The sequence below is a fragment of the Clostridium sp. AM33-3 genome (genome assembly GCF_003480315.1).
Taxonomy (GTDB): Bacteria; Bacillota; Clostridia; order Lachnospirales; family Lachnospiraceae; genus Brotaphodocola.
The window spans coordinates 1-25,731 of the sequence record NZ_QUIV01000032.1; the positions used below are offsets into that span (position 1 = coordinate 1).

Annotated in this window: 23 protein-coding genes; 5 read left to right on the forward strand and 18 right to left on the reverse strand. The window is 38.7% G+C overall.

Annotated features, from left to right (window positions below):
- Positions 1 to 261: 261 nt before the first annotated feature.
- From DW819_RS14105 to DW819_RS14125, 5 genes are all read right to left on the reverse strand, one after another.
- Positions 262 to 867, reverse strand: a complete 606-nt coding sequence (locus tag DW819_RS14105; RefSeq protein ID WP_118733782.1) for a hypothetical protein — start codon at positions 865 to 867, stop codon at positions 262 to 264.
- 28 nt (positions 868 to 895) lie between these two features.
- Entirely contained in the window at positions 896 to 2,245 is a 1,350-nt protein-coding gene (locus DW819_RS14110) for an AAA family ATPase (RefSeq protein WP_118733783.1), read from the reverse strand.
- Between the two features lie 58 nt (positions 2,246 to 2,303).
- Positions 2,304 to 3,902 carry a hypothetical protein gene (locus DW819_RS14115; RefSeq protein ID WP_118733784.1) on the reverse strand — a complete coding sequence of 533 codons (1,599 nt, stop codon included), beginning with the start codon at positions 3,900 to 3,902 and terminating at the stop codon, positions 2,304 to 2,306.
- A complete protein-coding gene (locus DW819_RS14120) occupies positions 3,895 to 4,629 on the reverse strand; it encodes a hypothetical protein (protein ID WP_118733785.1) in 735 nt (244 codons plus the stop codon). The genes DW819_RS14115 and DW819_RS14120 overlap by 8 nt, the downstream gene beginning before the upstream one ends.
- A gap of 741 nt (positions 4,630 to 5,370) precedes the next feature.
- Positions 5,371 to 6,375, reverse strand: a complete 1,005-nt coding sequence (locus tag DW819_RS14125) for a hypothetical protein (RefSeq protein ID WP_118733786.1) — start codon at positions 6,373 to 6,375, stop codon at positions 5,371 to 5,373.
- A 233-nt stretch (positions 6,376 to 6,608) separates the two neighbouring features.
- Between DW819_RS14125 and DW819_RS14130 the strand changes: the two genes are divergently transcribed.
- From DW819_RS14130 to DW819_RS14150, 4 genes are all read left to right on the forward strand, one after another.
- On the forward strand, positions 6,609 to 7,814 hold the full coding sequence (locus tag DW819_RS14130; RefSeq protein ID WP_118733787.1) for a glycosyltransferase family 4 protein: 1,206 nt from the start codon (positions 6,609 to 6,611) through the stop codon (positions 7,812 to 7,814).
- 199 nt (positions 7,815 to 8,013) lie between these two features.
- Positions 8,014 to 8,394, forward strand: a complete 381-nt coding sequence (locus DW819_RS14135; protein WP_118733788.1) for a hypothetical protein — start codon at positions 8,014 to 8,016, stop codon at positions 8,392 to 8,394.
- A gap of 177 nt (positions 8,395 to 8,571) precedes the next feature.
- Positions 8,572 to 8,781 (forward strand): hypothetical protein, encoded by a 210-nt coding sequence (locus tag DW819_RS14140; RefSeq protein ID WP_118733789.1) that lies wholly within the window; start codon positions 8,572 to 8,574, stop codon positions 8,779 to 8,781.
- A gap of 739 nt (positions 8,782 to 9,520) precedes the next feature.
- Positions 9,521 to 9,739: a hypothetical protein gene (locus tag DW819_RS14150; protein ID WP_243025885.1), complete on the forward strand. Its 219-nt coding sequence runs from the start codon at positions 9,521 to 9,523 to the stop codon at positions 9,737 to 9,739.
- A 103-nt stretch (positions 9,740 to 9,842) separates the two neighbouring features.
- Here DW819_RS14150 and DW819_RS14155 read toward each other — a convergent pair whose 3' ends face one another.
- The 13 genes from DW819_RS14155 to DW819_RS14215 all read right to left on the reverse strand — a co-directional run bounded on the left by DW819_RS14155 (position 9,843) and on the right by DW819_RS14215 (position 24,911).
- Complete coding sequence (locus DW819_RS14155; RefSeq protein ID WP_347560210.1) at positions 9,843 to 9,992, reverse strand: hypothetical protein; 150 nt, start codon at positions 9,990 to 9,992, stop codon at positions 9,843 to 9,845.
- Between the two features lie 200 nt (positions 9,993 to 10,192).
- On the reverse strand, positions 10,193 to 13,210 hold the full coding sequence (locus tag DW819_RS14160; protein WP_182432661.1) for an HAD-IA family hydrolase: 3,018 nt from the start codon (positions 13,208 to 13,210) through the stop codon (positions 10,193 to 10,195).
- A gap of 14 nt (positions 13,211 to 13,224) precedes the next feature.
- Entirely contained in the window at positions 13,225 to 14,127 is a 903-nt protein-coding gene (locus tag DW819_RS14165; protein ID WP_182432662.1) for a class I SAM-dependent methyltransferase, read from the reverse strand.
- 20 nt (positions 14,128 to 14,147) lie between these two features.
- Positions 14,148 to 15,404: an ABC transporter ATP-binding protein gene (locus DW819_RS14170; RefSeq protein WP_118733793.1), complete on the reverse strand. Its 1,257-nt coding sequence runs from the start codon at positions 15,402 to 15,404 to the stop codon at positions 14,148 to 14,150.
- A gap of 8 nt (positions 15,405 to 15,412) precedes the next feature.
- Positions 15,413 to 16,213 (reverse strand): ABC transporter permease, encoded by an 801-nt coding sequence (locus DW819_RS14175; protein WP_118733794.1) that lies wholly within the window; start codon positions 16,211 to 16,213, stop codon positions 15,413 to 15,415.
- 17 nt (positions 16,214 to 16,230) lie between these two features.
- Entirely contained in the window at positions 16,231 to 18,246 is a 2,016-nt protein-coding gene (locus tag DW819_RS14180; protein ID WP_118733795.1) for an HAD-IA family hydrolase, read from the reverse strand.
- Positions 18,243 to 19,481 (reverse strand): hypothetical protein, encoded by a 1,239-nt coding sequence (locus DW819_RS14185; RefSeq protein WP_118733796.1) that lies wholly within the window; start codon positions 19,479 to 19,481, stop codon positions 18,243 to 18,245. Before DW819_RS14185 ends, DW819_RS14180 begins: the two co-directional genes overlap by 4 nt.
- The gene (locus DW819_RS14190; protein ID WP_118733797.1) at positions 19,451 to 20,665 is read right to left on the reverse strand and encodes a glycosyltransferase; all 1,215 of its coding nucleotides are present in this window, start codon (positions 20,663 to 20,665) and stop codon (positions 19,451 to 19,453) included. The genes DW819_RS14185 and DW819_RS14190 overlap by 31 nt, the downstream gene beginning before the upstream one ends.
- A 4-nt stretch (positions 20,666 to 20,669) precedes the next feature.
- The gene (locus DW819_RS14195) at positions 20,670 to 21,614 is read right to left on the reverse strand and encodes a glycosyltransferase family 8 protein (protein ID WP_118733798.1); all 945 of its coding nucleotides are present in this window, start codon (positions 21,612 to 21,614) and stop codon (positions 20,670 to 20,672) included.
- On the reverse strand, positions 21,611 to 22,681 hold the full coding sequence (locus DW819_RS14200; RefSeq protein ID WP_147353178.1) for a glycosyltransferase: 1,071 nt from the start codon (positions 22,679 to 22,681) through the stop codon (positions 21,611 to 21,613). Before DW819_RS14200 ends, DW819_RS14195 begins: the two co-directional genes overlap by 4 nt.
- Before the next feature lie 20 nt (positions 22,682 to 22,701).
- Positions 22,702 to 24,072 (reverse strand): sugar transferase, encoded by a 1,371-nt coding sequence (locus DW819_RS14205; RefSeq protein WP_118733806.1) that lies wholly within the window; start codon positions 24,070 to 24,072, stop codon positions 22,702 to 22,704.
- A 96-nt stretch (positions 24,073 to 24,168) separates the two neighbouring features.
- Positions 24,169 to 24,657, reverse strand: coding sequence for a hypothetical protein (locus tag DW819_RS15750; RefSeq protein WP_182432663.1), 489 nt, complete (start codon positions 24,655 to 24,657; stop codon positions 24,169 to 24,171).
- Positions 24,658 to 24,665: 8 nt separating this feature from the next.
- Positions 24,666 to 24,911, reverse strand: coding sequence for a hypothetical protein (locus DW819_RS14215; RefSeq protein WP_118733800.1), 246 nt, complete (start codon positions 24,909 to 24,911; stop codon positions 24,666 to 24,668).
- A gap of 62 nt (positions 24,912 to 24,973) precedes the next feature.
- Here DW819_RS14215 and DW819_RS14220 point away from each other — a divergent pair, with 62 nt between their 5' ends.
- Positions 24,974 to 25,447 carry a tyrosine-type recombinase/integrase gene (locus DW819_RS14220; protein WP_118733801.1) on the forward strand — a complete coding sequence of 158 codons (474 nt, stop codon included), beginning with the start codon at positions 24,974 to 24,976 and terminating at the stop codon, positions 25,445 to 25,447.
- Positions 25,448 to 25,731 lie beyond the last annotated feature (284 nt).

The window sequence follows — 25,731 nt, forward strand, 5'->3', positions numbered from 1 at the left end:
ACTGAGTAATTTTATCTTACATCAGTTTGGAGGTTTACACAAACTTTGGGATACTCCCAAGCGGCGCTGTATTTGACGTGCAGCGAAGGATTTGACCTTTACCCAATCCAACGGTTTATCCTCCTTATAAGTAACCCCACACCGGATTCCGGCACATCCAAGAACTGTGGCGGAGTTCATTGATACGTGCTGACCGGTTTCCAGTGCTTGGTGCGGTTCCAAATATTTTTTTGCCAACCAGAAATTCGTCTACGATTATTACTAGCAAAAATCTCTATCCAGGCCATATTCTCCAACCAACACATTCTGAGAATCTCGCGCCATATGTACCGGTTTATGACTAAATTTAAGTCTCCTGCCAAAGTTCAGTCCAAATTCCTCTCCGCTCCATTCCCTTTCGGGTCGTACTAATGGAACTCCAGAACGTGTTCTTCTTGCTGATGGCATAGTCTTCGGAAAAGTAAATTTGATTTCCTCATAGGTTGTATACATATATGTTTCTGTTATATTGATATCCAACATAGCAGCTATCCCCTGAGCAAGCAAATAACTCGCCCTAAACTTTCCCTTCACATCCGCCCAAGTCTCTGCGCCTACAGAAGATTTCATTTCAATCAAATGCAAGTTCCATTTATCTGCATCTGCATGTTCAAAAATAATGTGATCAACCCTCTTAAACATAGACTTTTTCCCATCCGCCTGAAAAAAATACATCTCTGTATTCTTTTTGTCTACATTTCTTATACAAAGATTTTCATCTGAATTTAAATGAAATTCCAGTCTGCTTTCCCCAAACTTATCAGTTTCCTCCAAATGAATCACACATTTTTCTTTCTCTATAAACCCAGCTACCATGAGCTCCTTCATAATGAATTCTCTTTTTGCTGACATCCTGTCACCCCTGGATTCTATACGCCGTATCCATGATCTCATCAAGCGCGTCATTAAATGTGGGAACACTAAAACCATTTTCACCACAGGGTAATTCTTCTACCTCTGTTTTTCCTCTGGTTTTTGCCTTTAACTGATAAACTTTCACCTGCTCACATGATAATACATCTGCCTCCGTATAACCAAATTCTCTGCAAATTTCCCTGCGGTCTTTACGAACGGACAGTCTGATCATATTATTGATATGCTGCAATATAATATCACTATGAGTTGTAATCACCATGCCTATTCCTGCATTTACAGTCTGACCAATAACTTTCCCCATTTTGTACTGCAACTGCGGATGCAGACACATCTCCGGTTCTTCATAGTAGAAACGTTTTACATACTTTCCATGCTTCAAAATCAATATAAACGGTGATAATTCTGTAACTACTGCAGAAGACAATCTGAGCGAAATTCCCTTTTTAAACCCATTTGGAACATATAAAACTTCTTTATTAGGCATAGTACTAAATTCCACTGTTCCATCTGTCATTTCATGCTCTATTACCGAAACTAACTTGGTATACTTTCTGTTTCCCTCAGCATCTATTGACAAGCTCTCTATAGTGTCCAAAAATCGATTAATGGGTCGAATAAACGGAGTAATCGTCTCCTTCTCCTCCGCCAGGTTAAACGTACTATTTCTTCCAACCTTATTAATTATATCTTTGGTAAGCATAAACCCAGTTCTGGCTGCCGGAAGATAAACCTCCCTGCTCTCTGCTAGTTCACAATCATTCATATTCATAATTCCACAATACAATGCCCGAACCAACAACCATTGTAATTGTTTTTCATCCTGCAGCTTACGCCGGTCCATGAAACTCTTTGAAAAGACATATCTATACCTGCCATCAAACTGCAAGCTTAACTGTCCTGTTTCCACATCTGCTTCAAAATCAACATAACGATCAGATAATCCGGTTAAATCCATAGTTAATTTCCCGATTTTTACATTTTCACTGTTAAAAATCCCCTTTGCAAGGAGGTTTTTCTGTTTTTCCAATTGTTTATTCAGCAAACAATTCATTATTTCTATTATTGATTTTACAGAAACTCGATTCTGTTTCTGCGTTACCGCACATTCAATCTGCGTGATAAGCCATTCTGTCAGTTGTCCCGTTTCTTCTTCTACATATCTTTTACCAATTAATGCTTCTATACCAAAATTTTCAATTCCCCACAAAAGGGCCAAAAGATAGCTTTTTCCGCTATTGTTATCCCCTACAAATAACGTCAATGGCGCCATTTCAATCTCTGCAGACTTTATCTTACCATAATCCTCTACCCTTAACTTCCATGATCCCATAGCTGGTCTCCTTCTTCATTACGATTCTTACCTTTTTGTCACCACGATTTGCATCCACTTACCCCAATAAATATTCACACACTGCAGCTATTCCAGCATTTTTTATATTTCTGGCACGTACATCTGCAATTTGTCTCGCCTGTTTAAGACGTTCTTCTGATGCACTAATTAATGCACCTATCGTATGAATTTGAATCTCATGCATTTTCTTTTTCTGCCACTCTGTTAAATCAAGTATATCTATGCTTTTATCTAACTGTATTTTTAATGAGTCTATTTCAGCATCTAATATTGCTCCCTGTATCGTTTTATACAAAGGATGATTTGCTCCATACTCATTCATCCTGCGAATATCTGCGTTGTTCATAATATCCAGACCCGTGGATGCTGGTTTCGCCTCCATTGCAACCAAACATCCAATATTTACCATATATCTGGTTCCAACCTCACTTCTTGTGGCTCGTATTCCAGATGCTTCTTCATATACCAACCCAGAATACTCAAGAATTCGTAAAGATTCTTTCACTTCCTGTGGCGCATTTTTATGAATCCAAAAATAGAGTGTAGTTCCTTTTCCCCTATTTTTTTGCAAAAAACTATCATTTTTACTTTTTATCTCAGGAATAACATTTGTCTCTATAAAATCTCTTCCCCAGTCAATAAATTTCTGATATCCAGGATATCGTTCTGCCAGTTTCGTATGCTCTGACCATAAATCACCCCTATAATATTCTCTGAATACTTCATTAATTGAATTGGAATCCATTTTATTTGCAAGTTCAACACTCTTTAACAAATATCTCGGATTTCCAGATGCGGCATATGCAAGAAGCGTAAAATTAGAGCCATTTTTTGATAACCGTGTGGCAAGTGAGCTATCTTTTACCTGTCTCATTACCATTTCTTTCATCATTGTCACATAGTTTTCATCGTTGACATTTCTGGTCAAGGTTATTTTCAATGCATCATGTACCGGTTCAAAAGTATCACCATAAACTGTAACACCAGGATATACTGCTGCATTACATTTAATATATGGCGAACGCAAATCTCTGAATAATGTAAAAAATTGTCTCTGCTGCTCTGGATAAAATACATGCGCAGCCTCATCTATAAATAGAACAATTCTTGCGATGTCCAATTCCTCACATAAATCCTCAACTGTATCTAGGAAATCATCTAATGTAGGAATATCCTGTGCATCAATTGCAACTCCGGGTGAGCGCCAAGATTCTTCAAATTTTTGCACAATCTCATCTATTTTACTAGATTGCTCATTTCGTTTCCCTGTCAAAGTAAAAAGTCCCTGCGCTAAAGATGAAAATTTTCCTATTTTTTTAATTGTCCTTAAAAGCTCTGAACAAATTCTGCCCAGCATCCAATATTGGAACTGATATTCATTTCCCGTTTTTAGCAACGATGCTTTTCGAAATGTAAGCATTACAGGAAGAATCCTTTTTTCTTCAAACTCTTGCTGCATCTGTATTTCAGCCATTTTAAATAAAAATGTTTTTCCTACACCTCGGCTACCAACAAGTAATACAGGAGAGGCAGCCTTCAATTTATCAACAATTCCTTCTTCATATTTCGAAAGTACTCCCCATTCTATTACCTGCTTATTTGTTAATTCTTCCGTTCGGAAAATAAACTCATCCATCTATTCCATCTCCTACTTCTGCACTATATAATAATTGAACTTCAGACAATATTCCTAAATTATCCATTATAATACTTTCAAGCATGCTCAAATTCGTCCCTTCATTTAATATATCTCGATATCGAATTAATAATGACATGCTCAACAAATATTTTACATTTTCAAACACATCTAAATATCTTTGCACCATTTTACCATCATAATTCATATTATTTGATAGAATGATCAACTTATTATAATTTCCATGCACATATTCTGAACATTCTCGATAAATATCCTTCGCAATTACCAAAAGTTCCAAGCCTCTGGCATCATCGATATCCGGCGCATAGCAGTTTATAAAATCTTTTGCAAAAACACCTTTTTCTCGATCAACAATTTGTGCCCATGACATATCGAATTTCCCACGTTTCCACATCCGATATAAATAATCGTTAGTTGATAACCATATTGCAAATAACATATGCTCTACGAATTGTCGCAACGTCATCATTGCTTCTTTATAAAACCCCTGCATACACAATAATATAGATTTTATGCCTTCTCCCTGTGCTTCCTTCACCAATATCATATCCTGAAAACGTTCACAATATGAAATCCACGTATTTAAATCATCTAGAAAGGCAAAATTTTCGTTAATTTTATCTATTTTTTGATCTTCTTTGATTTTTTCAATATTAGATCGTGCTTTATCGTTAATCTGTAAAATTAATTCATAATTCGTCATTATACACTCCCACTTCAAGCAGTTCCTGAATTGCGATTACCACCATTAATCTGTCAGTGATACTCTCAACATTTTTATACAATACTGGATTGGTTATTTATCTTCAATTATATCATACAGTCTACACTTCCGCCACCTGTACGCCGCGGGAGTTTGACAGTTGAAAATTTCAAAAGTAAATTCCACCGTCCGCTTGGGTATGCGGACGAAAAGTTGGACTGTGTAATGCCTGATATGTTATGAGGTACACACAAGAACAAATATCGACAGCACTTGTATTGTTAAAAGCCACAGGATCACCTGATAAAGTAATTCAGACCTTAGGTTATCCATCTTCACCGATGCTTTATCATTGGCGCAAAAAGTATCCTGAATATTACGATGTTCCAAATCAAAAGCATTGGAGACAAGCTCCAACTGAATTGAAACATGACGTAATTAAACGTTGCTTTATTAAAGGCGAGCCTGTAAAATTAGTGGCAGAAGAAATCGGATACACCCCTCCCTATTAAGTCAAGTGTTTTCGAGAGTGTAAAATAAAGTGTGTAAGTTACCGGTAACAAAGCTTACGCACTTTATTTTTATTGTAAAGTGCGCTACATTAATAGAAACACTCATAGGGATCTGCTGGGTAAAAATACCCCTGTAACACAAAAGAATCCAACCAGTGGATTTCTCATCCACCGGTCCGATTCTTTCGCCAAAGTTCATGCAACATCGCACATTTTTATATTCACTTAATTACTCAGCTGCTGTCTCTGTATTCTCCTCTGCTGTTGCCGCAGCTGCACCCACGGTAATAGTCTTAGAGGTTACTACCGGAGCTGCTTCTTCTTTTGCTGCGGTTTCAGCGGTTTCAGTAGATGCTTCCTCAGTCTGATCATCCTCCGTTACCTCGCTGCAGGTTACGCTGATCTGGATCTTATTGTTCTTATAGGTCAGGGAATAGCTGTTGCCGCTGTCGGTCTTGCCTTCACGGGTCAGATTAGTAACGCCCTGTTCACGCTGTCCCTGTACATAATCAGTCACTGCCTTACCTTCCGTGTCACCCAATGCTGCAACTACGCTCTGCTCATATGCAGTGTTGTACAGGTTACGATCAGCCTCTGGAGCTGCATCATAGATGTACATAAGATCTACCGCATTAGCCTTATCCTTTGCATTATTCCACATGCTGAACTTGTAAAAATCAGTACCATCAGCGTTGTGATAAGTACGAGAGACTTCCATATTATCTTCTGTTGTAAGAATCTGTACAGACGAATCCGTACGTGTAGTTGCAACGTTCTTAGTTGTCTTATTAATCAAAACTTTTAACTCAGAAATATAACTTCTGCGAACTGTACTAACTGCTGCAGTTTTTTCCTTTGCCTCCACTGCTGCTGCCTTCGCTGCATTCACAGCCTTACCAGGGGTATTTCTTCCTTCCCTCTTAACCTTCTCCTGAGCTTCTCTTAATAATTCCTCCTCAGTCTTTTCCTGACGAACACCATTTGCATCTAGTTTATAGCCTTCTACCATGGTATCCTTCATGCGGTAACCATCCGGATCAAGGAAATAGGTAAGATTTGTTTCCGGATCAGTAAACCAGTTACCGGACGGCCAGTTACCATCATCATAAACATACTTCTGCTGGTCACCATAGGGTGTAGTCTCAGTTACCCAGCCTGCTGCGAATGCGGTAATCCCAGTAGATAATGTCATAGCTGCAGCAACTGCTGCGATACCCAATGTTTTCTTTTTCATATTAATTTACCTCCAACGTAATGTTTTCAAATTAATTATTATAACTTTCAAGTACATACTTTTCTTAACATATAAAAGCATACCATAAATCCTATTTCTTCACAACTACCTGAAAAGTGAAGATTTTATGACGTTCCTCTAAGATAAATGTCAGAAAAATGTAATTTGCATATTTCCTGTCTGATAATCCATGCTATACTATGTTTAATCATACATAAAAGGAAGGTATTTACATGCCCGATTCGCCAAAAGCACTTTTAGTCACCACAGTAAGCGGTTTTGTCCCACAATTTGAAATGAATAATGTTAAAATTCTGCAAAACATGGGATATGAGGTTCACTACGCAGCCAACTTTTATACGCCCTCCTACGGTAATGACAACCATCGTCTGGACGGAACTGGCATTATCTGTCATCAGATTGACTTTGTGAGAAGCCCCTTTAAAGCATCCAATCTCACTGTATACCGTCAGCTTCTGGATTTAATGAAATCAGAACGTTTTAGTCTGGTCCATTGCCATACTCCAATGGGAGCTGTTATGGCTCGTCTGGCTGCACATGCTACTAAGACCGGCCCTGTCATCTATACTGCGCATGGTTTTCACTTTTTTAAAGGGGCAAAACCAATAAACTGGCTCTGTTACTATCCAATGGAAAAGTTTCTTTCCAGATATACAGACCAGCAAATCTGTATCAATCAGGAAGATTATGCATGCGCCAAGAAGCACTTTCACGCTCGATACGTGGACTATATTCCAGGAGCTGGTTTTGATGCAGGCAGGATTCCACCTATGACATCTTCTGAGATACAAAAAAAGAAGCAGACTCTGGGTCTGCCTCTTGATCGTTATATTTTGCTGTCTTCCGGTGAATTAATCAAACGAAAAAACCATGAAACCACAATTCGCGCAATGGCATTGCTGAAAGACCAAATTCCTAACTTTCAATATGTCATTTGTGGTCATGGACAATTACACGAATATCTCCAGCATCTTGTTGCAGAGCTAAATCTTGAACAACATGTAACTTTTCTTGGATACCGTGAAGATATGCTGGAAATCTTCCAATGTGCAGATATTTTCCTGTTCCCGTCTTACCAGGAGGGACTTCCCATGGCGATGTTAGAAGCCATGGCAAGTGGACTGCCCATTATCTGCTCAAATATCCGCGGCAGCCGTGATCTAATGGAGTCTGTTGAAGACAAATCTTTCCAAGCAGAAACTGCCACACCACATTCCCTTGAAATGTGCAAGGGTGGCATCATGGTTTCGAAGCCTGACCAGGTTGAAAGTTATGCCAGTGCACTGACTCAATTACTTAGCCATCCAAAACAATTATATGAAATGAAACAGATTAATGTTGCAAGAGCTATGCTATTTTCTACTTCACAAGTTACAAAACGGATGCAGAAAATATATCAAAGAATTTCCTGTCTGTAAAAATGCGGTTGGTCAGTTGCCAACATTAGCAAGCTGACCAACTGCATCTCTTGAGTATTCCGGTGGATTTTTTCGCACCTGCCCGGGCTTAGTAAATCCTCAATCATAAGTACCTTATCATAATACCATATCTTTGAGAAAATATCTCTCGGATCGCGCAATTCGCGCAACTCAAATTACTCACTTGGAGGTATTTCTCATGAACGCCAGGACGAAGATTCATCAACTCCATCTAAACGAATGGATTACCCGCTTTTCTGAGCAGAAAGCCAGTGGCTTAACTGTAAAACAATGGTGCGAACAAAAGCATCTTTCCGTCCATGCTTACAATTACTGGAAACATCTTGTCAAAGAAGATCTCTCCAGGCAGGTGCTTCCTGATATCGTTCCTTTAGCTTTTCCAAATTCTCAAAGCACTCCGGATCCACAAGACTCGAACACTCCAGTTTTCACGAATTGCACGATTCGCGCAATTCGTACAACAGCTACTATCACAATAAATGGCATTTCCATTACAGTTGACTCCGGCATCTCAGAAGATTTCCTGCGTACACTGATCAAGGCGGTGCGCCATGCTTAAAGATGCTGATCCGGAATACTTTTCTGGAATCTATCTCGTGTGCGGATTATAAACATGAAATTTTTATCCTCATCTTTTGTGAAAAACGTTGATTTTACAGTATCTTTTTTGAAAAAAATGAGGATAAAAAAATTAGTTTATGGAACAATGAAACCATCAAAAATAGGAGGTGGTTTCATGAACCAATACAACATCATAGTGCAACAATTATTAGCGTATCTGACCAAACGTAAACAATGCAGTTCAAGCAGGCTGTCCCACAAACAATGTTATGAGGAATTCGGCCAATATCTGGAAGAGAATAATCTTTATCTTTCTCAAGAAGCAGCAGACCAATGGATTGCAAGCATTCAGGGGAAGTATAATCGGCAAAAATGTTATTTCTGAACTTGCTCGCATCTGTGGGCTGAGATAACTTTTTTATCCTCATCTTTTGTTATAAGAATGCCTTAAATAAAGCTTTTGGTAAAAAGATGAGGATAAAAATTTCATGTTTATAATCCGCATTATCCACACATAAAGATAATGTGGCTATACCGATTTACGTTATGGAATTGATTCACTGGCCGCAATTCTTGAACGTAAGTTTCATGCAAAACTTTTTGTTCCGAACACACTCTTTCTCTTTTGCGGCAGATCCGCTTCCAAGATAAAGGGACTGCTTTGGGAAGGTGATGGTTTTCTGCTTCTTTATAAGCGTGTTGAAAGCGGTCACTTTTCCTGGCCTCGTAATTCCAATGACCTTCGCTCCATGACAGCTGAACAGTTTCACTGGCTCATGCAAGGCTTTGCAATTGATCCCATTATCCACGACATAACGCCTGACCATTCTTCCTAAAAATTCTTTTGTGCAAAACAGAGAACTTTACTCCCTGTTTCCTACACCTCTTTCAAAGTGCTGTGCACAGCTTTCGAAGGCTCCTTTGCTTCCTTTTTGCAGCCTTCAATGAGTATTCCGGGCGATTCTGAACCGCCGTTCCGGCGTCGCAGTACCACTGTTCCGTTTTCGACGATACCGCGAATCCGGGATTCGGATACCGTGATTCCGGTCAGATGATACCGATTCCCTTTATAATGAATTCATACGCTTTGCAGCGTAAATTCATTACGAAGGAGGTCACCATTTATGACCAAGTATCGTGAGATCATCCGGCTTGCCGGATTGAATCTCAACCAAACCAACATTGCCCTTAGCTGCAATGCATCCAAGACAACTGTCAACAAGGTGTTGAAGGCAGCCAGAGAGCAAAATCTTGTCTGGCCTCTGGATCCTAAACTCAGCGATCCAGTCTTAGGCAAGTTGCTTTTCCCTGAAGTGAAGGTAAAGCCAGTCACTTCAAAATGAATATTACGGTTCAAATGTACCCCTGTTCCGAAGGAACGGATACCGGCAGTCCGGCACTATGATACCGTGAGTCCGGAACAGGGATACATTTGAACCGTAATATTCAGTAGCCAAGAGTTGCATCCATCTCTGCTTCCATCAGTTCCTGCAGAATATCTTTAAAACTGTCTTTGAGCAGGGAGTAGACATCCGTAACGCTGGAAATGTCATTTTGAGAGATAATCTGTCGAATTTGTTCCTTTGCAAGTGCCATAAAAAATGCTCCTTTTCGATAAAAATTTACATACCGTAATTCTTACCAAAATGGAGCCATTTTTTACCAAAGACACAAATTAATTTACACTACCGTTGGAACCGCTCACAAGCACGGTTTCAATGCTTATGAAGCAATCAAAAATGCATTTTCAGGAACCCCGGAATTCATCTTTGGATGACGGGGTCCTAAACAGTTACTCATAATGTATTATAAACTTTCCTAGCCACTTTGTACAAATACGGATGATTCTCAAGCTTATTTTTCACTCTTCTAATAAACTCATCTTCCTGCACAACCTGATTTACCGCTATCTGTGCATTCGGAAAATTATTATGGACATTGTACTCATTGTGCTGTTCCATAATAAAGTCAGCAATATTTATCCTGTTAGCGCCTCCCCATACCTCATCTTCAAAAAATGACGCTGAAAAGACTTTTAGATCCGTACTATTAGCAAATCTTATAAATCCTTCATATGGAAGAGAAACTTCTGTCGGTTTTATTGAAATTTGATTTCTATATTCACCTAATGCTCCAATAAAATCATCGATAAACGCTAACGCTCCCTTATGAATCTGTTCTACCACCTTACTATCCTGTATGTCCTTTTCTACATTTTCAAATACTGGTATAATCTGTCCATCCTCAGTAGCAAATCCTATACAGGATGGCTCAAAGCTGGATAGTATATGTTCGCGAATAACGCCTGACATGCACGGTGTATAATCATAAAAGTTGTAAATCTGGAATTTATGATTTAAACACTCTTTCACGTATTGATTGCTGTCCGCATGTACAAAAAATACATTTACTCCATGCCCTGCAGCTTCTGATACAGCTCCCTGGATTCTTCCGCTATACCCCATATCTACAGTCGCACTGTCCAATTCAATCCGCGAATAATAATCTTTACATAATTTCTTTGCTCCCTGGTGAACTTCTTCACTGTAAAATTCTTTGATAAATACACTTACAAATTTATCATAAGCCTGCTTATCGGAAAATCTCTCTTCCACGTCTATATTATGGGACTTCAAAATAGTTCTGTACTTCTGATCATCTACATCTTTTATACAGAACTGCAACCGCTCTTTCATCGTTTTCGCAGACTGGTTCAAAACAACTGTAGGATAATCATACAAATCAAATTTACTATTTATAATATACGGCATAAGTGCTTTTCTGGATGAATAAAGATATTCTGCCTGCGGAGCTTCTTTATCATATTTAGCCATTTTTTTATATACAAGCATGGGAAGATATCCATCTCGTGACATAAAATACAGCTTTTTATAGCCTAACGCCTTTCCCTGCTCAATCAGCCATTTTGCAAATCCATATAAATGCATCCCCACTGCATAATAACCAATAAAATATGGGTCAGCATTAAAATCCGTCTCACTGTTAAATGTCCGATATGGATTATCGAAATACCGATTGGCTACAACCGCCATCATTGCACCGTAGCCAACGGAATCCTTATAGGAATCCTGTTTTATTGTTCCTGCTGCTGCCCAGTTTCCTATTGAAGCACATTTGTTTGTAACTTGCCCCTGAATAATATTCTCAAATACCTCTATAGTTTTAGGGATTAAAAATGTTTTGATTCCCAGTCTTCCTGGATTTTCAAAATCATTTGCCCAGGTATCGCCAAAGTGAAGGATTTTATTAGCTGGTACAGCCAAGTCATTTAATACATATTTAAACAAATCACCCGTGTGCTTTGTCAATCGCAAATCAGAAGAAAGATATAACTGGCAATATCCCTCATAGCCGTTTTTCTTTAAAATACTTTCTATAGTCTCTTTTTTAAGATACATATCAGAGACAATAATTACTTTCTTTCCCAAAGCTTTTGCCAGTTCAAATAATTCCCAAATATTCTTTCTGCGGCTGGACAACTGGATTTCTAATTCGATTTCTCTGTTTTTCAACTGCTCAACAATCGTTTTTTCCAAATGATAGATCATCTCGATTGCATCATATATTTCATCTAAAGTTATATCCTGATAATCTGGCTCTAATGTTCCAAACTTTCTTCTGGCCGCTGCTTCGCCATCCATACGTACTTTTGCAAAGGATACATTTGTATGTACCAACTCTTTAAACTCTCTGTCCATCAATTCAAATACATGCTGTGGTTTGTATAAAGGCCGGGTAATCAATGTATCAAAGATATCAAAACTGATATATTCAACGGACGCATCATTTATCAAGGATTTTGCCACTTCTATTCCATCATTCCATTTTGTGCGCAGAGAATCATAGAAATAATCTTCCTGCTGCATTCTTACCTGTAGATTTGGATAAAGCTTTTCGATACATCCCAACGCTTCTTTTCTATATTTCCCTACAAAATCTCCATGAATCAGTCCCAGCCACAGCTTTGCGTAAAATTCCCGGAAAGAATTATAATCTTTCATGATATCCGGCTCTGCATACTGACTCTCCAGAAATTCTTTAACAAAATCAAAGACCGTGATAATATCACCCATATTTTTTTTAAATTTCTGGATTGTCATATTTCTGGAATTTGTAGAAGCCCCCTCATTCGTACAATAAAAATATGCCGATGAATGAACGATAACTACTTTTTTCGCAAAGTAAAATAAGACAGATGAAAATGCAATATCCTCTGTCATGATTACATGTGTGGTTATTTTTTTGTAAAACGGAGCTGCCTTATTCCATAAATCCCTAGAATAGAGTTTGTTCCAAACCGTATGCCAGGAATAACATCTTCCCCGGTGACCAAAAAACTGCTTTCTGACCTCTTCCCCTTCTAATTTTTCTATATTAAGGCTACAGTCATGGAAATGATTAACAAATCTTGCTCCATCCTCCATCTCCACTACTGTTTTTCCTATAGCGATATCCGCTTTTTCTTCTTGTATTTTTGTAACAAGTCCATAATAAAAATCGAAAGCGACGTGATCATCACTATCTAAAAAGGCAATGTAGTCACCTGTTGCCTCTTTTGCCCCAGTCATGCGGGCCTGAAATAACCCCTTATTCACATCATGCTTTACATATTTAATACGTTCATCCGTTCTACGGAATTCATTAATAATTTCTTCCGCATTTCCTGGCGAACAATCGTTAACGATTATTATTTCCAGATTGCGGTAGTTTTGGTTTATCACACTGTTAATGCATCTTTTCAGATATTCCTCCGTACCGTATACTGGAATTATTAATGATATTCTTGGTTCCATAACTTCCCCCTGTTTCATCTTATTTCTTTTAGGCGACCTTCCAATTCACTGATATATTCATCTTTCCCCCGAATGGTAGCTTCATAATCATCCTGTAATTTTTTTCTGTCCGCTTTATACTTCTCCAAATGGCTGTCTTTTATCTCCAACTGATGTTTTAAATCACTAATATAAAATTCTGCATCCTTTAATTTAAATGACAACTTTCTCAAATCATCTTTCATTTGTACATCAAAAGAATTTGTTTGTTTCTGATAATAATCCTTTTTAACAGTTTCTGTTACCGTCCTGTATATTTCCTCAGACATAAAAAGAACACCCAGACCGCAGCTAAAATCAAACTGCATATTCCATGGATACTGTTCTTTTAATTCATTCCAATAGGTGTGAGAACCCATAATACCACCATTGATAATTTCATCTCCAATGTCATGGAATAACACAATAGAATTTTTTTTCAGTTTAGGACTCCATATTTCAAAATCATGTTTTACATCCTCATAAAAATGAGAACCATCAATATGAAGAATATCTATAGAACCTTCTTCAAAGTACTCTGCCGCTTGGTCAAAGGTCATTTTCATCATTTTTACATGCTGCTGACTAAAACACGTTTCTTTCACCCGCAAAAAGGCACCGTAAATATCCTCCTTATAATCCTGCTCCGTAAATTTATCAAACGTTTCCCAAAGGTCCACTCCATATAATACCGTATCCAGCTTCAAATCTTTCACTGCTTGCGCAAATGCAAACATAGAACAGCCATAAAAACTCCCTAATTCTACCACCACATTCGGTTTCAGATTGGCAATCAAATCATATCCAAATAATCTGTGCCCTGACCATGGTGAATATTTAAGCATATCTCTATTATATTTATCACATTCGAACTCTGGAGTGTAATAATTCCACGTCATAGTCTTCCTCTCTTTCATTCTCAAATCTGCGTTACTTTGAACACATCCATATCCTGATTAAAAATTCCAAAAATAGTTTTTCCGTAAGTCGTTGATATGATATGAATCGCATTGTTAATCCAGCATTCTTCTACCTGGTTTAACACTTCCATACCATTTCCAATTCCTAGTGTAATAAAGTAATCTCCCTCTCTTATTTCCGGCCACTGAACTTCAAACTCCACTAAATTTTCTCCCTCATGTAAAGCAAACTGCTCCACCTGAGAAGTCAGACTGGTCTGTCCAAATACCTCATTTCCATATTTGTCCCTGACCTGATATCCCACTATAAGATTTTCAATTGCTATTTTTGCTTCAACTACCATCCATACATGGAGGACATCGCCTCTTTCACAGATTTCTGCTTCAGAGCTGCCATTAAACTCATAGTAATATTTTGTAATTAAGGCGTTCATGTTTCCACTATATTGCGCAGTATCTGGTGTTTTATACTTACTGAAATCCATTTTCTTATGAGTTCCAATGCTTTCTTCACTCTGCTTATTCCTATACTCTCCCTGCTTGATTTTAAAATATCTGGTCACAGCTTCCTGCGGTTCTCCATCAAAAACGAGCTGACCATGGTTCATAACCATTACCCGTCTGCAGAATTTTGTCATCGCATTCATATCATGGGATACAATCAATACCGTAGCCTTTCCTGTAAGTTCCCGTATCTTCTGGAAACATTTCTGTTGAAAGAACACATCTCCTACACTCAATGCCTCATCGATGATCAGTATATCCGGTTCGATATTGATGGCAATAGAAAATGCCAGTCTTACAAACATACCTGAAGAATATGTCTTTACTGGCTGATTGATAAATTCTCCAATATCAGCGAATTCTAATATTGCTGGAATTCTTTTCTTTGTTTCCTCTTCTGAGTAGCCCATAATTGTGGAATTTAAATAAATATTTTCCATTCCTGTATATTCAGGATTGAAACCTGCTCCCAATTCAAGAAGCGCCGATATTTTCCCATTAATATCAACAGTCCCTTCTGACTGCGTTATTACTCCGGTTACGATTTTCAAAAGCGTGGATTTGCCCGAACCATTCAAACCAATGATTCCTACGCACTCGCCCTTCTCCACCTCAAAAGATACATTTCGCAGCGCATAAAAATCCTTGTGGTATTTTCTATTTCCAGGCAACACCGCTTCTTTAAATTTATCCTTTTTACTCGCATATAATGGATATGCTTTACTCAGGTTCTCTATCTCTATCGCTTTCATAACGTCTCCTATAATTCGTCTGCAAAGTATGGGCGCAATGAAGTGAACATTCTGCATCCCAAAATCCACATGACAATTACAATTGTCCAAAAATACACTGTTTGTATTGGATGATTCCAAAAAACATCTTGTCCCACAAAACAACCTCTATATCCGTTAATAATATAATACATCGGGTTTAATTTTAATATCGTCACAACCCAGCCTTCCATGATCTCAGGATTCCAGTAAATTGGTGTCGCCCAAAAGCCAATCTGCAGCACAACATTGACGATCTGCGCAAAATCTTTAAATAGAACTGTGACAGAAGACACCAGCATCCCAAGTCCAAATCCCAGCAGCGTTAATGCAACTGTATAATAAATTGCCTGAACGCTGTAAATAGTAATGTCTGCGCCCAAAATAAAATACATACAGAAAATAAACCCAATAAAAAACACATGGACAAATGCTGCAGAAACAATCTTCACGCTCGGAATTATTTCTATGCAGAATTTAACCTTTTTCACAAGATAACTATACTCCAACATACAGTTTGCTGTTGAGTTTAGAATTTCCGTAAAATAAATCCATGGAATATATGCCGGGATAAACCACAAAATATATGGCACATTGTCTACCGGCGCCGTCTTAAATCCAATCTGAAACACAAACCAGAACACCAGAATGGTTATCAATGGCTGTATAAATGCCCACGTAATTCCTAAAAATGAATTTGAATACTTTGCCTTAAAATCATTTTTAGCAAGTTTAAATATTAATTGTGGCTCCTCAAGAATTCCTTTTGTCAATTTTATAATACTGTTCATTGTTCTTACACCCTTAACTAAATATAGTGATCTTCTTTCATAATCTGTCCCATCGTTGTGATTGATTTACTGCCAAATATTCCCGACAACTGGCTGATTTTATAGTCCTTAAACAGTTCATAGCACTTGGAAGGATTATCCGCTGTACACATAAATGCCGCGTAAGCATCTCCGCCATTGATCTGAAGCATAGGTTTTATGTCTTCATCCAAAGCATTGTATAATCTTGCAAATGTCAAGATTCCATCGTGCATTTCATATATCATATCATAATTCTCTTTCTCATCATAGCTGAATCTTGGCTGAAGTTCTCCATCTTCACTTCTCTCAAATTTCAAAAAACTTGGACTCGGAGCGCTAAAGAGCAGCTCAATCAATAAATTATGTACATTATACTGATGTCTCGTATGCCAGTGAAGTAAATACAAATTATGTACCGGCGAATAAGCATAAGGATGCAGCTTTCCTGCTGCAATCCGCCCTTCCAAAGAAGCATCCTCGTTGGTACCTACAAGCGCACTCAGAACCTCTATATCTTGTCCATACTTTTCTTCAAGTAAAAACTTAATTGCCAATCCTCCAGTTCCATACCACCCCATATCAACAACAAGAATCTTCCTGCATCCCTGAATCATCGGACGAAGATACTCATACATATTTTCCTGCGTTGATTTGAAATATTCTATAATCCTCTCTTTTTCCCCATATATCAAGCTTACTACCTTATCATTATTCTCACTGGTATACAGTTCTTCTTTTCTCAAACCGTAATCGGAAAGCTTCTCGATCAAAAATTCCAAATCTGTTTCCTTTAGAATTTGCTCTAAGCTGGTTTTCTGCTCCATCCCCAACCGATAATAAAAGTTATGATGGATATAATCCTCTGCATATTTTTCAAACAATATCTGCTCTGAGCAAAAACGTGAAAAAAGTATGTAGTCGTTATCACACTCATGATAATAGCTGTCATAGACCTTTTTTATAATAAATCCGTCTCTGGCAACAAACAGGATTTTATCCACGTTTTTTTCTTTCACTACTTTATTCAAAAATTCACAATAACCACATGCCAGAAGTCCCCCATTGACCATTCCGTATTCAAAGTAAGGGGTATAACTGTTTGTACCATTATTTAAATAGGCATTCAAAATACCTTTCGTAAATGTCCCGGTCAGGCGGGTCATACCATACAGTAAGTTAGGTATCCCATATCTGGCATTCACGTTTGGATAATGCCATGTATCTAACCCTTGTTTCTTCGCTCCGGCATAGTCTGACACAATATTATCGCCAATATGTATCACTCTTTTATTTCCTACATACTTTTTCACAACATCGTAAAGCTTGCCATTGCCCTTTGACATCTGGTATTCATTGGAAACAAACACCTCTTCTATCCCGTCATAGCCAGCGAACGTAAGCAGATCGCAAATCACATCCCGCTTTAAATACATATCGCTTACCGCAATCATCCGCTTCTGCTTCGTTTTCAGTTTTTCAATCAGAATTTTCATGTATGGATTGGCATAGCAAAGCTTTTTCTCTGCCTCAATCTCTCTCTCCATCCATAGCGCTTTATCAATTCCAATCCACTTTTCTAAAAGGTCATAAATGTCGTTTAGATCAACCTCTCCCATAGGACTTTTCTTTCGCGCCTCAGCCTCAGCCCGCATTCTGAGATGGCAAAATCTGGGCAAACTGTATTTCGCTTCCATAAAAGAAAAAACATCCGTTGGCTTTTCGACCTGCCGCAAGAGCAGCGTATCAAAAATATCAAATGATATTACATCATATGTCTCCAGAAGTTCTGCCAGTTCCTCCGGTGTTAATAATGCACCTTTTTCTTCCATGTAATTATTCTTTCGACATTCATAATTCAACTGCATTATTTTATTCAAGCGTTTCGCCTTATCTCCAAGTCCTGTTCCTGGATACTCTGCATAATATTCCCAATACTTTTCTTTAATATACTCGTTTTTTAAAATCAAATGATATTTCAATTTGTATTTCAAATCAGATACAAACCTGCTCATTTTAAATAATTCCTTTCCAAAATATAGTTATAAAGCGGCACTAACCCACGCATATGCCGCCAAACCAGATACCCCTGCGGCCACGTGGTTTCCCAAAGAGCACACTTTAGCTGTTTTCTCTTTTCCTTGCTGAAACATGCCTGAACAAACATAATTTCTTTTATTTTTATTGCCTTAGCCACAAATTTCCCATTTCCGAATGTCTCATTATGCTTTAAGGCGAAAAATGCCGCTGCTGCTTGTTTCGAAGGGTATAATAAAAAGGATTCTACCGCTTCATTTCCCTTGCTTAACAACTCTTCCTTCGTCTCATTGTTTGCAAAACATTTTCGTATGTTATTCAAAATGTATGTTTGCAAGTTTTCAGTATACAAGTGGTATGTTCTATTCTCGTCTTCATCAATAATTCTGATTGCCTCTACTCTTCCTCCGTTTTTCTGATACCTGGAAACACTTCCAGAAGAAGAATTACAAATCATCTCTATCGGTGTCGGATAACGTAATATAACCTCCGTTTTCCCTTGATTCAAATATCCGAATTTATGACCATTTACCGGCTGTTCATTTAAAAATGAAGCAAGGCACAAATAGTATCCGGTCCATTGAATATTTGGAAAAATTCGACATAAATTATCCTGAATCGTTCCTCTCCATCCAATATCAACAACTGCTATTTCATCACTGTCTTCGTCCGAAATTCCTTTTTGCCTAAAATACCCTTTCAATTTTTCGCGCTGCGTCGTGATTTCTTCCATTATTTTTCTTTTGACATCCTTGTCAGCTAAAAAATCAACAACCCTTTTATCCTCATGTGGAGAAGAAATCACCTCAGTTTCATTCAAATGATATTGCCTCAATTTCTCTGCAAAGCTCTCTGCTTCCATTCCAATAGATGAAAAAAAAGCCTGCGGAGACTGCTCCTTGTATAAACTCCACATTCTTAGAAATTCTTCTATTTCTACGGCATTTATTGATGGAGCAAATGTCGCAACCCGGCTGACTTCTAAAATATCTACCAGAATGTCCTGCTCTTTGTCTTCCTGAAAATGTGCAATTTCATCGTAAACTTTTTTGAAGAACTCGCCTTCCCTCGTCAGAAAAAACAATTTCTTAATTCGCTTCTCAGTACATGACTTTTTAATCCAAAGCAAAAAACCTGCAAATAAACTGCTTAAATCTTGTGCTCTTATTTTATCAATCACAACTACTCCACCCTTAAAACCTTCTTGATGCATTTAACCCCCGGTATTCTGCGTATCCATGTGATTCGCTTTATTTTAGAATACCAGTCATTATTTTCAGTGGCAACTATTTCATTTCTAAGTTCCTGTACTTCCTCACCAGCAATAATGGGTTCTCCTTGGTATGTTAATGCAGGTTCTTCTTTTTGAAACAATTCATCCTGTCCTTCAAGAACACCTTGTATACATTTCATAAACTGTCCCAATCCCACATTAATATCCCTGTCTGACATAAACATCTGCTCTTGTTCAGAAATTTTTCTGTTGCTTTCCTGATTATCCAGAAGATTTATAACCGCTTGAGCTAACGACTCTGGCCGACATTGCGCCAATGTAATTGTATTCTCTGCAAAATCATATAAATTATTATTTGAAAATACATCTACCACCGGCAATCCACACGCCATCATCTCAAAAGGTATCCGTGATGGATTCGTGGCGCTTATACACAATCCCACACTGCATTTGTTATAAAGTTCAGCGCATTGTTGCAGCGACACCAATCCCAAATTGGAATGCTCAAAAGGTATCTTGAATTTTTCTTTCGAACCATACAAATAAACCGTAACATCTGGTCGAATCTTTTTCACCAGGGTCAACGCCTCAAGTCCTATCTCCGCTCCCCGCCTCGGCTTATCTGGCTGATATATAAAGCAAATTGCTTTCTCGCGATTTTGATTTTTATTTGAAAAGTATATTTTTTTATCTGCACAAAAATCAAAATATGCCGCTTTTGCGCAATGTTCCTCTTTTAACTTTTTTGCCAACCATCTTCCTATCGTAATATGATAAAACCCCAACTCATAAGTTCCTGCTGCTCTTAAATACTGATTTCCAACAGGATAAAACATTGGTTCATAGTCCTGAACAAAATATACTTTTTTCGCAGGACCTTTATATCTGTATACGATCTCCGCCGTCATCCATGCCGTTGCAATAATTAAATCATAAGGAATTTCCAAAGAAATATCATAACCTAAATGAAAGCGGCAATTACATTCCCCATACAAGCGCGTTGCATTTTGTTCCAACTCTTCATCCGAACGATAATCACCAGAATTATAAACGTAGACATCACATTCAAATTCTGTTGACATAACATTTACATGTTGAAAAACCGTTCGATATCCACCAGATCCTTCAATAAAAGAAGGAATAACCCATGCTGCTTTCCTCATATCATCACCTCTTTAGCATTTGCTTTAACTGGTATAATATTTTATACACCTCAAAGGGCAGAAATCGGTATAACAGCCGTGTCACTTTTGTATGTAAAGAGATATCCTGCACCTCATATACCTGCTCACCAAAAAGTTCTTCATACCTCTCTCGAAATAAGTTTCTCCAAGGATGATCACATGGGGCAAACCATGGTCTATTATATAACTCATTCATAAAATGAATAAGAATAGGTTTTTTTACTGCCTGTTCCATAATTGTCTCATCCTGATAATAAAAATCCACTCTAAAAAGCTGCCTTAATTGCTCTAATGGATACATCAGCATCGACGGCATCTGATTATACTTTGGTTCCAGTACACCAATCTCGCCTCTGCACACATGATTCAAAGTTCCTTCACTCAACATCGGCGGCTTCCCCTGTTGCTTCCGTATGTATTCCAGACATTGCTTTGATTTTTCTGTACTTTTCCACAACTTCATGTTAAAAAGCACCACACCATCACAAATATACGGTTCTCCAGGGAATCCATGGATACGCTGCTTCAGCTTCGATGAATACGGCATCAGAACTCCTGCCACGCATTCATGTTCCATATTCCTGCCGAAAAGCGGTTCCAGTGAATCTGTTACAATCACATCACTGTCCAGATATAACACTCGATCAGATGGAATTGCCTGTTCCATAAAAAGCTTTGCATAAATCGTCCTCGGATGTCTGTCTTCCTCATCAAGCTTCAATTCCGGAACCCATTCTTTCATATCAAGGAACGTAATTGTCTGATGATACCTTTCTAATATCTGCAGCATCATCCTGCGATTCTCTATGGACAGCCCATCATACATTAAGTATATATTTGCATCCTGGTTATGCTCTGTCAGAGACACCATAGATACCAGTGTCTGTCTCACATATGCATCATTACATGCGTATACAACATCAATCAATTAGTAACCTCATTTCTATAGATGCATGCCATATTGGCCATATAGGTTTCTATATTATCAAATGAACGACCTCTCACAACAGAACGCGCCTTCCAACTACTGTATTCCTCATCTGAATGTTTCAGCAGCCAGATTTTTTCCAGAAATTCTTCATCACTCCTGCATATTTCCGGAGCCTCTTCACCAAGAATCTCACTGCACCCCGCATTGTCTGTTGACAAAACCGGTACTCCAAGCATATTAGCTTCTATTGCCACCAGTCCAAATCCCTCCCACCGGGATGTAATGCACAAAAGCTTTGCATTTTTGATGTATGGATATGGGTTTTTCTGAAAACCTTTTATCTCAATATTCTCCTGCAGCTGCAACGCCTCTACCAATTCCCTGCATTCGTGCATTAAATCTCCAGAGCCTATCATACATGTCTGGATATCAAACCATCCGCTATCCCGCAGTGCCGCAACCAACCGGATAAATCTCTGCGGATTCTTCGGCTCCACAAAGCGGCCCACAAATACCAAATCGTATCTTCTATCACCAGAATCAGGTATCGTCATACTTGCCATTTCCTTGATTTTAGCAGCATCAATGGGATTCCCCACTGTAAGCATTTTATCTTGAAAGCACTTCGCAAAAACCATACTGTCGAAACTTTTTTGGGATACTGCAAGCAGGCTTTCTATTCTGGTCCGGCAGGCAGCATATACCAATGTTCTCATGTTCCATGTTGTTACCCACGGCGGTGCATGATGCAAATGGGATATCAGTCGGAATTTTCCTTTCAATGATGCACATAACACAGTAGCAGAAAAATCGTGTGCATGAACAATATCCGGCAAGCATTGCCTCACAGCATCACTCAGACTTCGTCTGTCAAAGGAATCCAATAAAATAAACGGGATACTTTCCTTTTCCAATATATCACGAATCGGACCATCTGAAGCAATGTAAGTACATTCGAATTCACTGGAAAGATTTCTGATTATCGTAATTGCTACGTTTTCAGCCCCCGAATAAACAGATGATTTTAACACATGTGCTACCTTAAGTCTTCTGCTATGATTCATTTTCTTCTTTCTAATCTCCACTACTTTTCCGTCGGAACATCCGGGTCAGGCATCACGCCTTCCGTACTTTCTTTCAGCAGCATGATTTTGGGTGTCATGATAATCAGCTTCACATCCAACAATAAGGAATACTTTCTGATATACATCAAATCCAGCTTCAGCTTATCATACGAGGTCGTGTTGTACTTGCCATATACCTGTGCATATCCGGTGAGTCCTGCTTTCACCTTCAGGCGATAAGAAAATTCCGGAATATTTTTCTCGATTTCCGCTACCAGTTCCGGTCGCTCCGGTCTTGGTCCCACCACAGACATATCTCCCTTCAGAATATTCAAAATCTGTGGCAATTCATCAAGGCGAGTTGCCCTCAAAACCCGTCCAATCGGCAAGATGCGCGGATCTCGTTCCGTTGCCAGAACAGCACCTGACCTTTTTTCTGCATCCACCACCATGGTTCGGAACTTGTAGATCATAAAGCACTTCCCATCTTTTGTCAGACGTTCCTGCTTATAGAAGATCGGCCCACCATCTGTACTCTTAATTCCGATTGCAGCTATAAGAAACACAGGCGAAAACAAACATAGCATAATAAACGCAACCACAATGTCTTCTGCCCGTTTCATCCACTGCTGCTCAACATTCAATCCCATATTCCGTGACAGCAGGAGAGGTGTATCAAACAAATTCAGTTCATCAGAGCTGCGCAGCAGCACATCTGATATCTTAGGCACACTATAAGTGCGCACACCCACATGATAGCAGTATTTTAACAGCAGATTACGCTCATGTGAAGGCATATCTCCAATAATCACAGCATCATAAAGAGGAATTCTCTGCTCTATCGCTGCCATCCCTTTCTTATAGGAGATTACCTCACAGATTTCATACTTATCTTCTCTGGAATTAATTTTGTCCTTCAAATGGTAATCCCGTCGGTCTCCTTCCACAAACAACATCCTGTGCGGTGGGAACATATTCTTATATACAGCCTGAAACACCAGTGTCCAGACCACAATAAACACAATATCCCCAACGGTCATAAGAAGGATATATCCCGGATTCACAAAACGCTTATCAATGATAGCGATTTGAAAATAAGTAAAGATATTTACAAATAACACCGACATAATCTGTGAATAGATCAAATTGCCATTCTTCAGATACCCAACCTTAAATCCGCCATATGTATTCATAAAGAACATCAGCAGAATGCCATACAGCAGAACGATAAGCCAGTTTCCTCTCCTGTAAAAAGGTATCTGCAGAATATGTTTGTTATAATAACCAATCCAGGTGACTCCATATAAAAAGCAAAGTCCCAGGAGCATAACAGCCGCAAACGACAACTTAATCAGTCGCTTGTACTGTTCTTTGTTTCTTTTTCTTTCCATAGATTTCTTCATATCGCCCAATTCCTCGGGCATTCTCCCTTTATTGCATAGTAAACTTCAATACAGTATACCATCTAGCGACCTTTTTCGCAACGCTCACGGTATCGAAAACACATGGAAATATTTTAAAATTGTTACTGTACACGAGCTGACTTGTCTGTGAACACGTAATAAGTTAACCGTTTGTGTTGGCTCCTGTTTCCGTCTGCCATGATGGATATGACCTGGCTGCGCACCTGGCTTTCCTCCAGTATGTTCGCGGTTGTTGGAAATTTTTTTGCGGTTTCTGGATCGGGATGATGGAATGGAGGAATTTTCGTAATCACGGTTCAACTGTGCCAAAAGTTTTTTATTGTTTCCCTCTGCTTTTTCCAGTTTTTCTTTTATCTCGCCGTTTTCACGGCGCAGTTCAGCAACCTCAGTCAAAGCCTGGTCGCGGCTCTGTTCTTTACTAAACTCGCTACACCACTTAGAAATGCTGGGTTTCGATACCCCATACTCAGCGGTGATGCTTTTGTAGGTACGACCTTCTTCTTCATGAAGACGTACTATATTTTTAAAATTTTTATACCCTATACCATTCATTCCCCATTTCAGAAATCAAACAGGCGTTTCTTATATACTCCCTGTTCGATCAATGCCTTAATCGCTTCCACAACCACAGCCTTATCATCCTTATAAGTAACTCCAAACCACTTATCCGCAGTTTCCAACAGTGTCACCTGGGCCTTTTTCTCGGCTAACAGCTTATCAATAATCTTCGGAAGCAAATACTCCTTTTTCATGGCTTCACAATCTTCCAGCCCATCCAGAAATTCTGCAAATCCATCTTCCAGCATATCCAGAAATCTTGGTGGGAGTCCCCACATATTCATAGATACATTTGAAGCGAGATAACGAAATGTACTGGTATTTTGTGGTGCGCTTTCTGGCTGCTACCGGCGCCCGCGTCAGCGAACTGGTCCAGACAAAATGCGAACATGTGCGGATAGGTTACCTGGATCTGTATTCTAAAGGCGGAAAACTGCGGCGGATTTATATTCCATCCACTCTGCAAAAGGAAACTTTGAAATGGATGGAAGAAACCAAAAAAGAGAGTGGATTTTTGTTTTTGAATAAATACGGAGAACTGATCACGGCAAGAGGAATTGCAGTACAGTTAAAGCACTTCGCTTCCCGGTATGGTCTGGATCCGTCTGTTGTTTATCCGCATTCTTTTCGCCACCGCTTCGCGAAAAGTTTTCTGGAACGTTACAATGACATTGCCATGCTGGCTGATCTGATGGGACATGCCAGCATAGAAACCACCCGGATTTATTTGAGAAAAACCAGTACCGAACAGCAGAATATCATCAACCAGATTATTGACTGGTGACGCTGAAAATAGACTAATTTTAACTACTTTCCTGCTTTTCAATAATTTGCCTTATAGGAAGTATAATCGTCTCGTAATGCAATTTAGGAATTTCGTAGCAAATTCAAAAAAGTAAAAAGGAGAGTGCATTCATTATGAGAAAGCAGACTAAAGTAGTTGCAGTTGCATCTGCAGCAGCTCTGTTAGCTATCGGTGGTGCTATGACCTCTTTCGCAGCTCAGGGTTGGGTTGAGGAAGACGGTACCTGGTACTACTATGACAAAGATGGCAATAGAGTAGAGAAC

Excerpts from the sequence above, each read along its gene's own strand:
- DW819_RS14105 (WP_118733782.1), bottom strand. The coding sequence starts at position 867 with ATGAAGGAGCTCATGGTAGCTGGGTTTATAGAGAAAGAAAAATGTGTG.
- DW819_RS14110 (WP_118733783.1), bottom strand. The coding sequence starts at position 2,245 with ATGGGATCATGGAAGTTAAGGGTAGAGGATTATGGTAAGATAAAGTCT.
- DW819_RS14115 (WP_118733784.1), bottom strand. The coding sequence starts at position 3,902 with ATGGATGAGTTTATTTTCCGAACGGAAGAATTAACAAATAAGCAGGTA.
- DW819_RS14120 (WP_118733785.1), bottom strand. The coding sequence starts at position 4,629 with ATGACGAATTATGAATTAATTTTACAGATTAACGATAAAGCACGATCT.
- DW819_RS14125 (WP_118733786.1), bottom strand. The coding sequence starts at position 6,375 with ATGAAAAAGAAAACATTGGGTATCGCAGCAGTTGCTGCAGCTATGACA.
- DW819_RS14130 (WP_118733787.1), top strand. The coding sequence starts at position 6,609 with ATGCCCGATTCGCCAAAAGCACTTTTAGTCACCACAGTAAGCGGTTTT.
- DW819_RS14135 (WP_118733788.1), top strand. The coding sequence starts at position 8,014 with ATGAACGCCAGGACGAAGATTCATCAACTCCATCTAAACGAATGGATT.
- DW819_RS14140 (WP_118733789.1), top strand. The coding sequence starts at position 8,572 with ATGAACCAATACAACATCATAGTGCAACAATTATTAGCGTATCTGACC.
- DW819_RS14150 (WP_243025885.1), top strand. The coding sequence starts at position 9,521 with ATGACCAAGTATCGTGAGATCATCCGGCTTGCCGGATTGAATCTCAAC.
- DW819_RS14155 (WP_347560210.1), bottom strand. The coding sequence starts at position 9,992 with ATGGCACTTGCAAAGGAACAAATTCGACAGATTATCTCTCAAAATGAC.
- DW819_RS14160 (WP_182432661.1), bottom strand. The coding sequence starts at position 13,210 with ATGGAACCAAGAATATCATTAATAATTCCAGTATACGGTACGGAGGAA.
- DW819_RS14165 (WP_182432662.1), bottom strand. The coding sequence starts at position 14,127 with ATGACGTGGAATTATTACACTCCAGAGTTCGAATGTGATAAATATAAT.
- DW819_RS14170 (WP_118733793.1), bottom strand. The coding sequence starts at position 15,404 with ATGAAAGCGATAGAGATAGAGAACCTGAGTAAAGCATATCCATTATAT.
- DW819_RS14175 (WP_118733794.1), bottom strand. The coding sequence starts at position 16,213 with ATGAACAGTATTATAAAATTGACAAAAGGAATTCTTGAGGAGCCACAA.
- DW819_RS14180 (WP_118733795.1), bottom strand. The coding sequence starts at position 18,246 with ATGAGCAGGTTTGTATCTGATTTGAAATACAAATTGAAATATCATTTG.
- DW819_RS14185 (WP_118733796.1), bottom strand. The coding sequence starts at position 19,481 with ATGCATCAAGAAGGTTTTAAGGGTGGAGTAGTTGTGATTGATAAAATA.
- DW819_RS14190 (WP_118733797.1), bottom strand. The coding sequence starts at position 20,665 with ATGAGGAAAGCAGCATGGGTTATTCCTTCTTTTATTGAAGGATCTGGT.
- DW819_RS14200 (WP_147353178.1), bottom strand. The coding sequence starts at position 22,681 with ATGAATCATAGCAGAAGACTTAAGGTAGCACATGTGTTAAAATCATCT.
- DW819_RS14205 (WP_118733806.1), bottom strand. The coding sequence starts at position 24,072 with ATGGAAAGAAAAAGAAACAAAGAACAGTACAAGCGACTGATTAAGTTG.
- DW819_RS15750 (WP_182432663.1), bottom strand. The coding sequence starts at position 24,657 with ATGAATGGTATAGGGTATAAAAATTTTAAAAATATAGTACGTCTTCAT.
- DW819_RS14215 (WP_118733800.1), bottom strand. The coding sequence starts at position 24,911 with ATGCTGGAAGATGGATTTGCAGAATTTCTGGATGGGCTGGAAGATTGT.
- DW819_RS14220 (WP_118733801.1), top strand. The coding sequence starts at position 24,974 with ATGTACTGGTATTTTGTGGTGCGCTTTCTGGCTGCTACCGGCGCCCGC.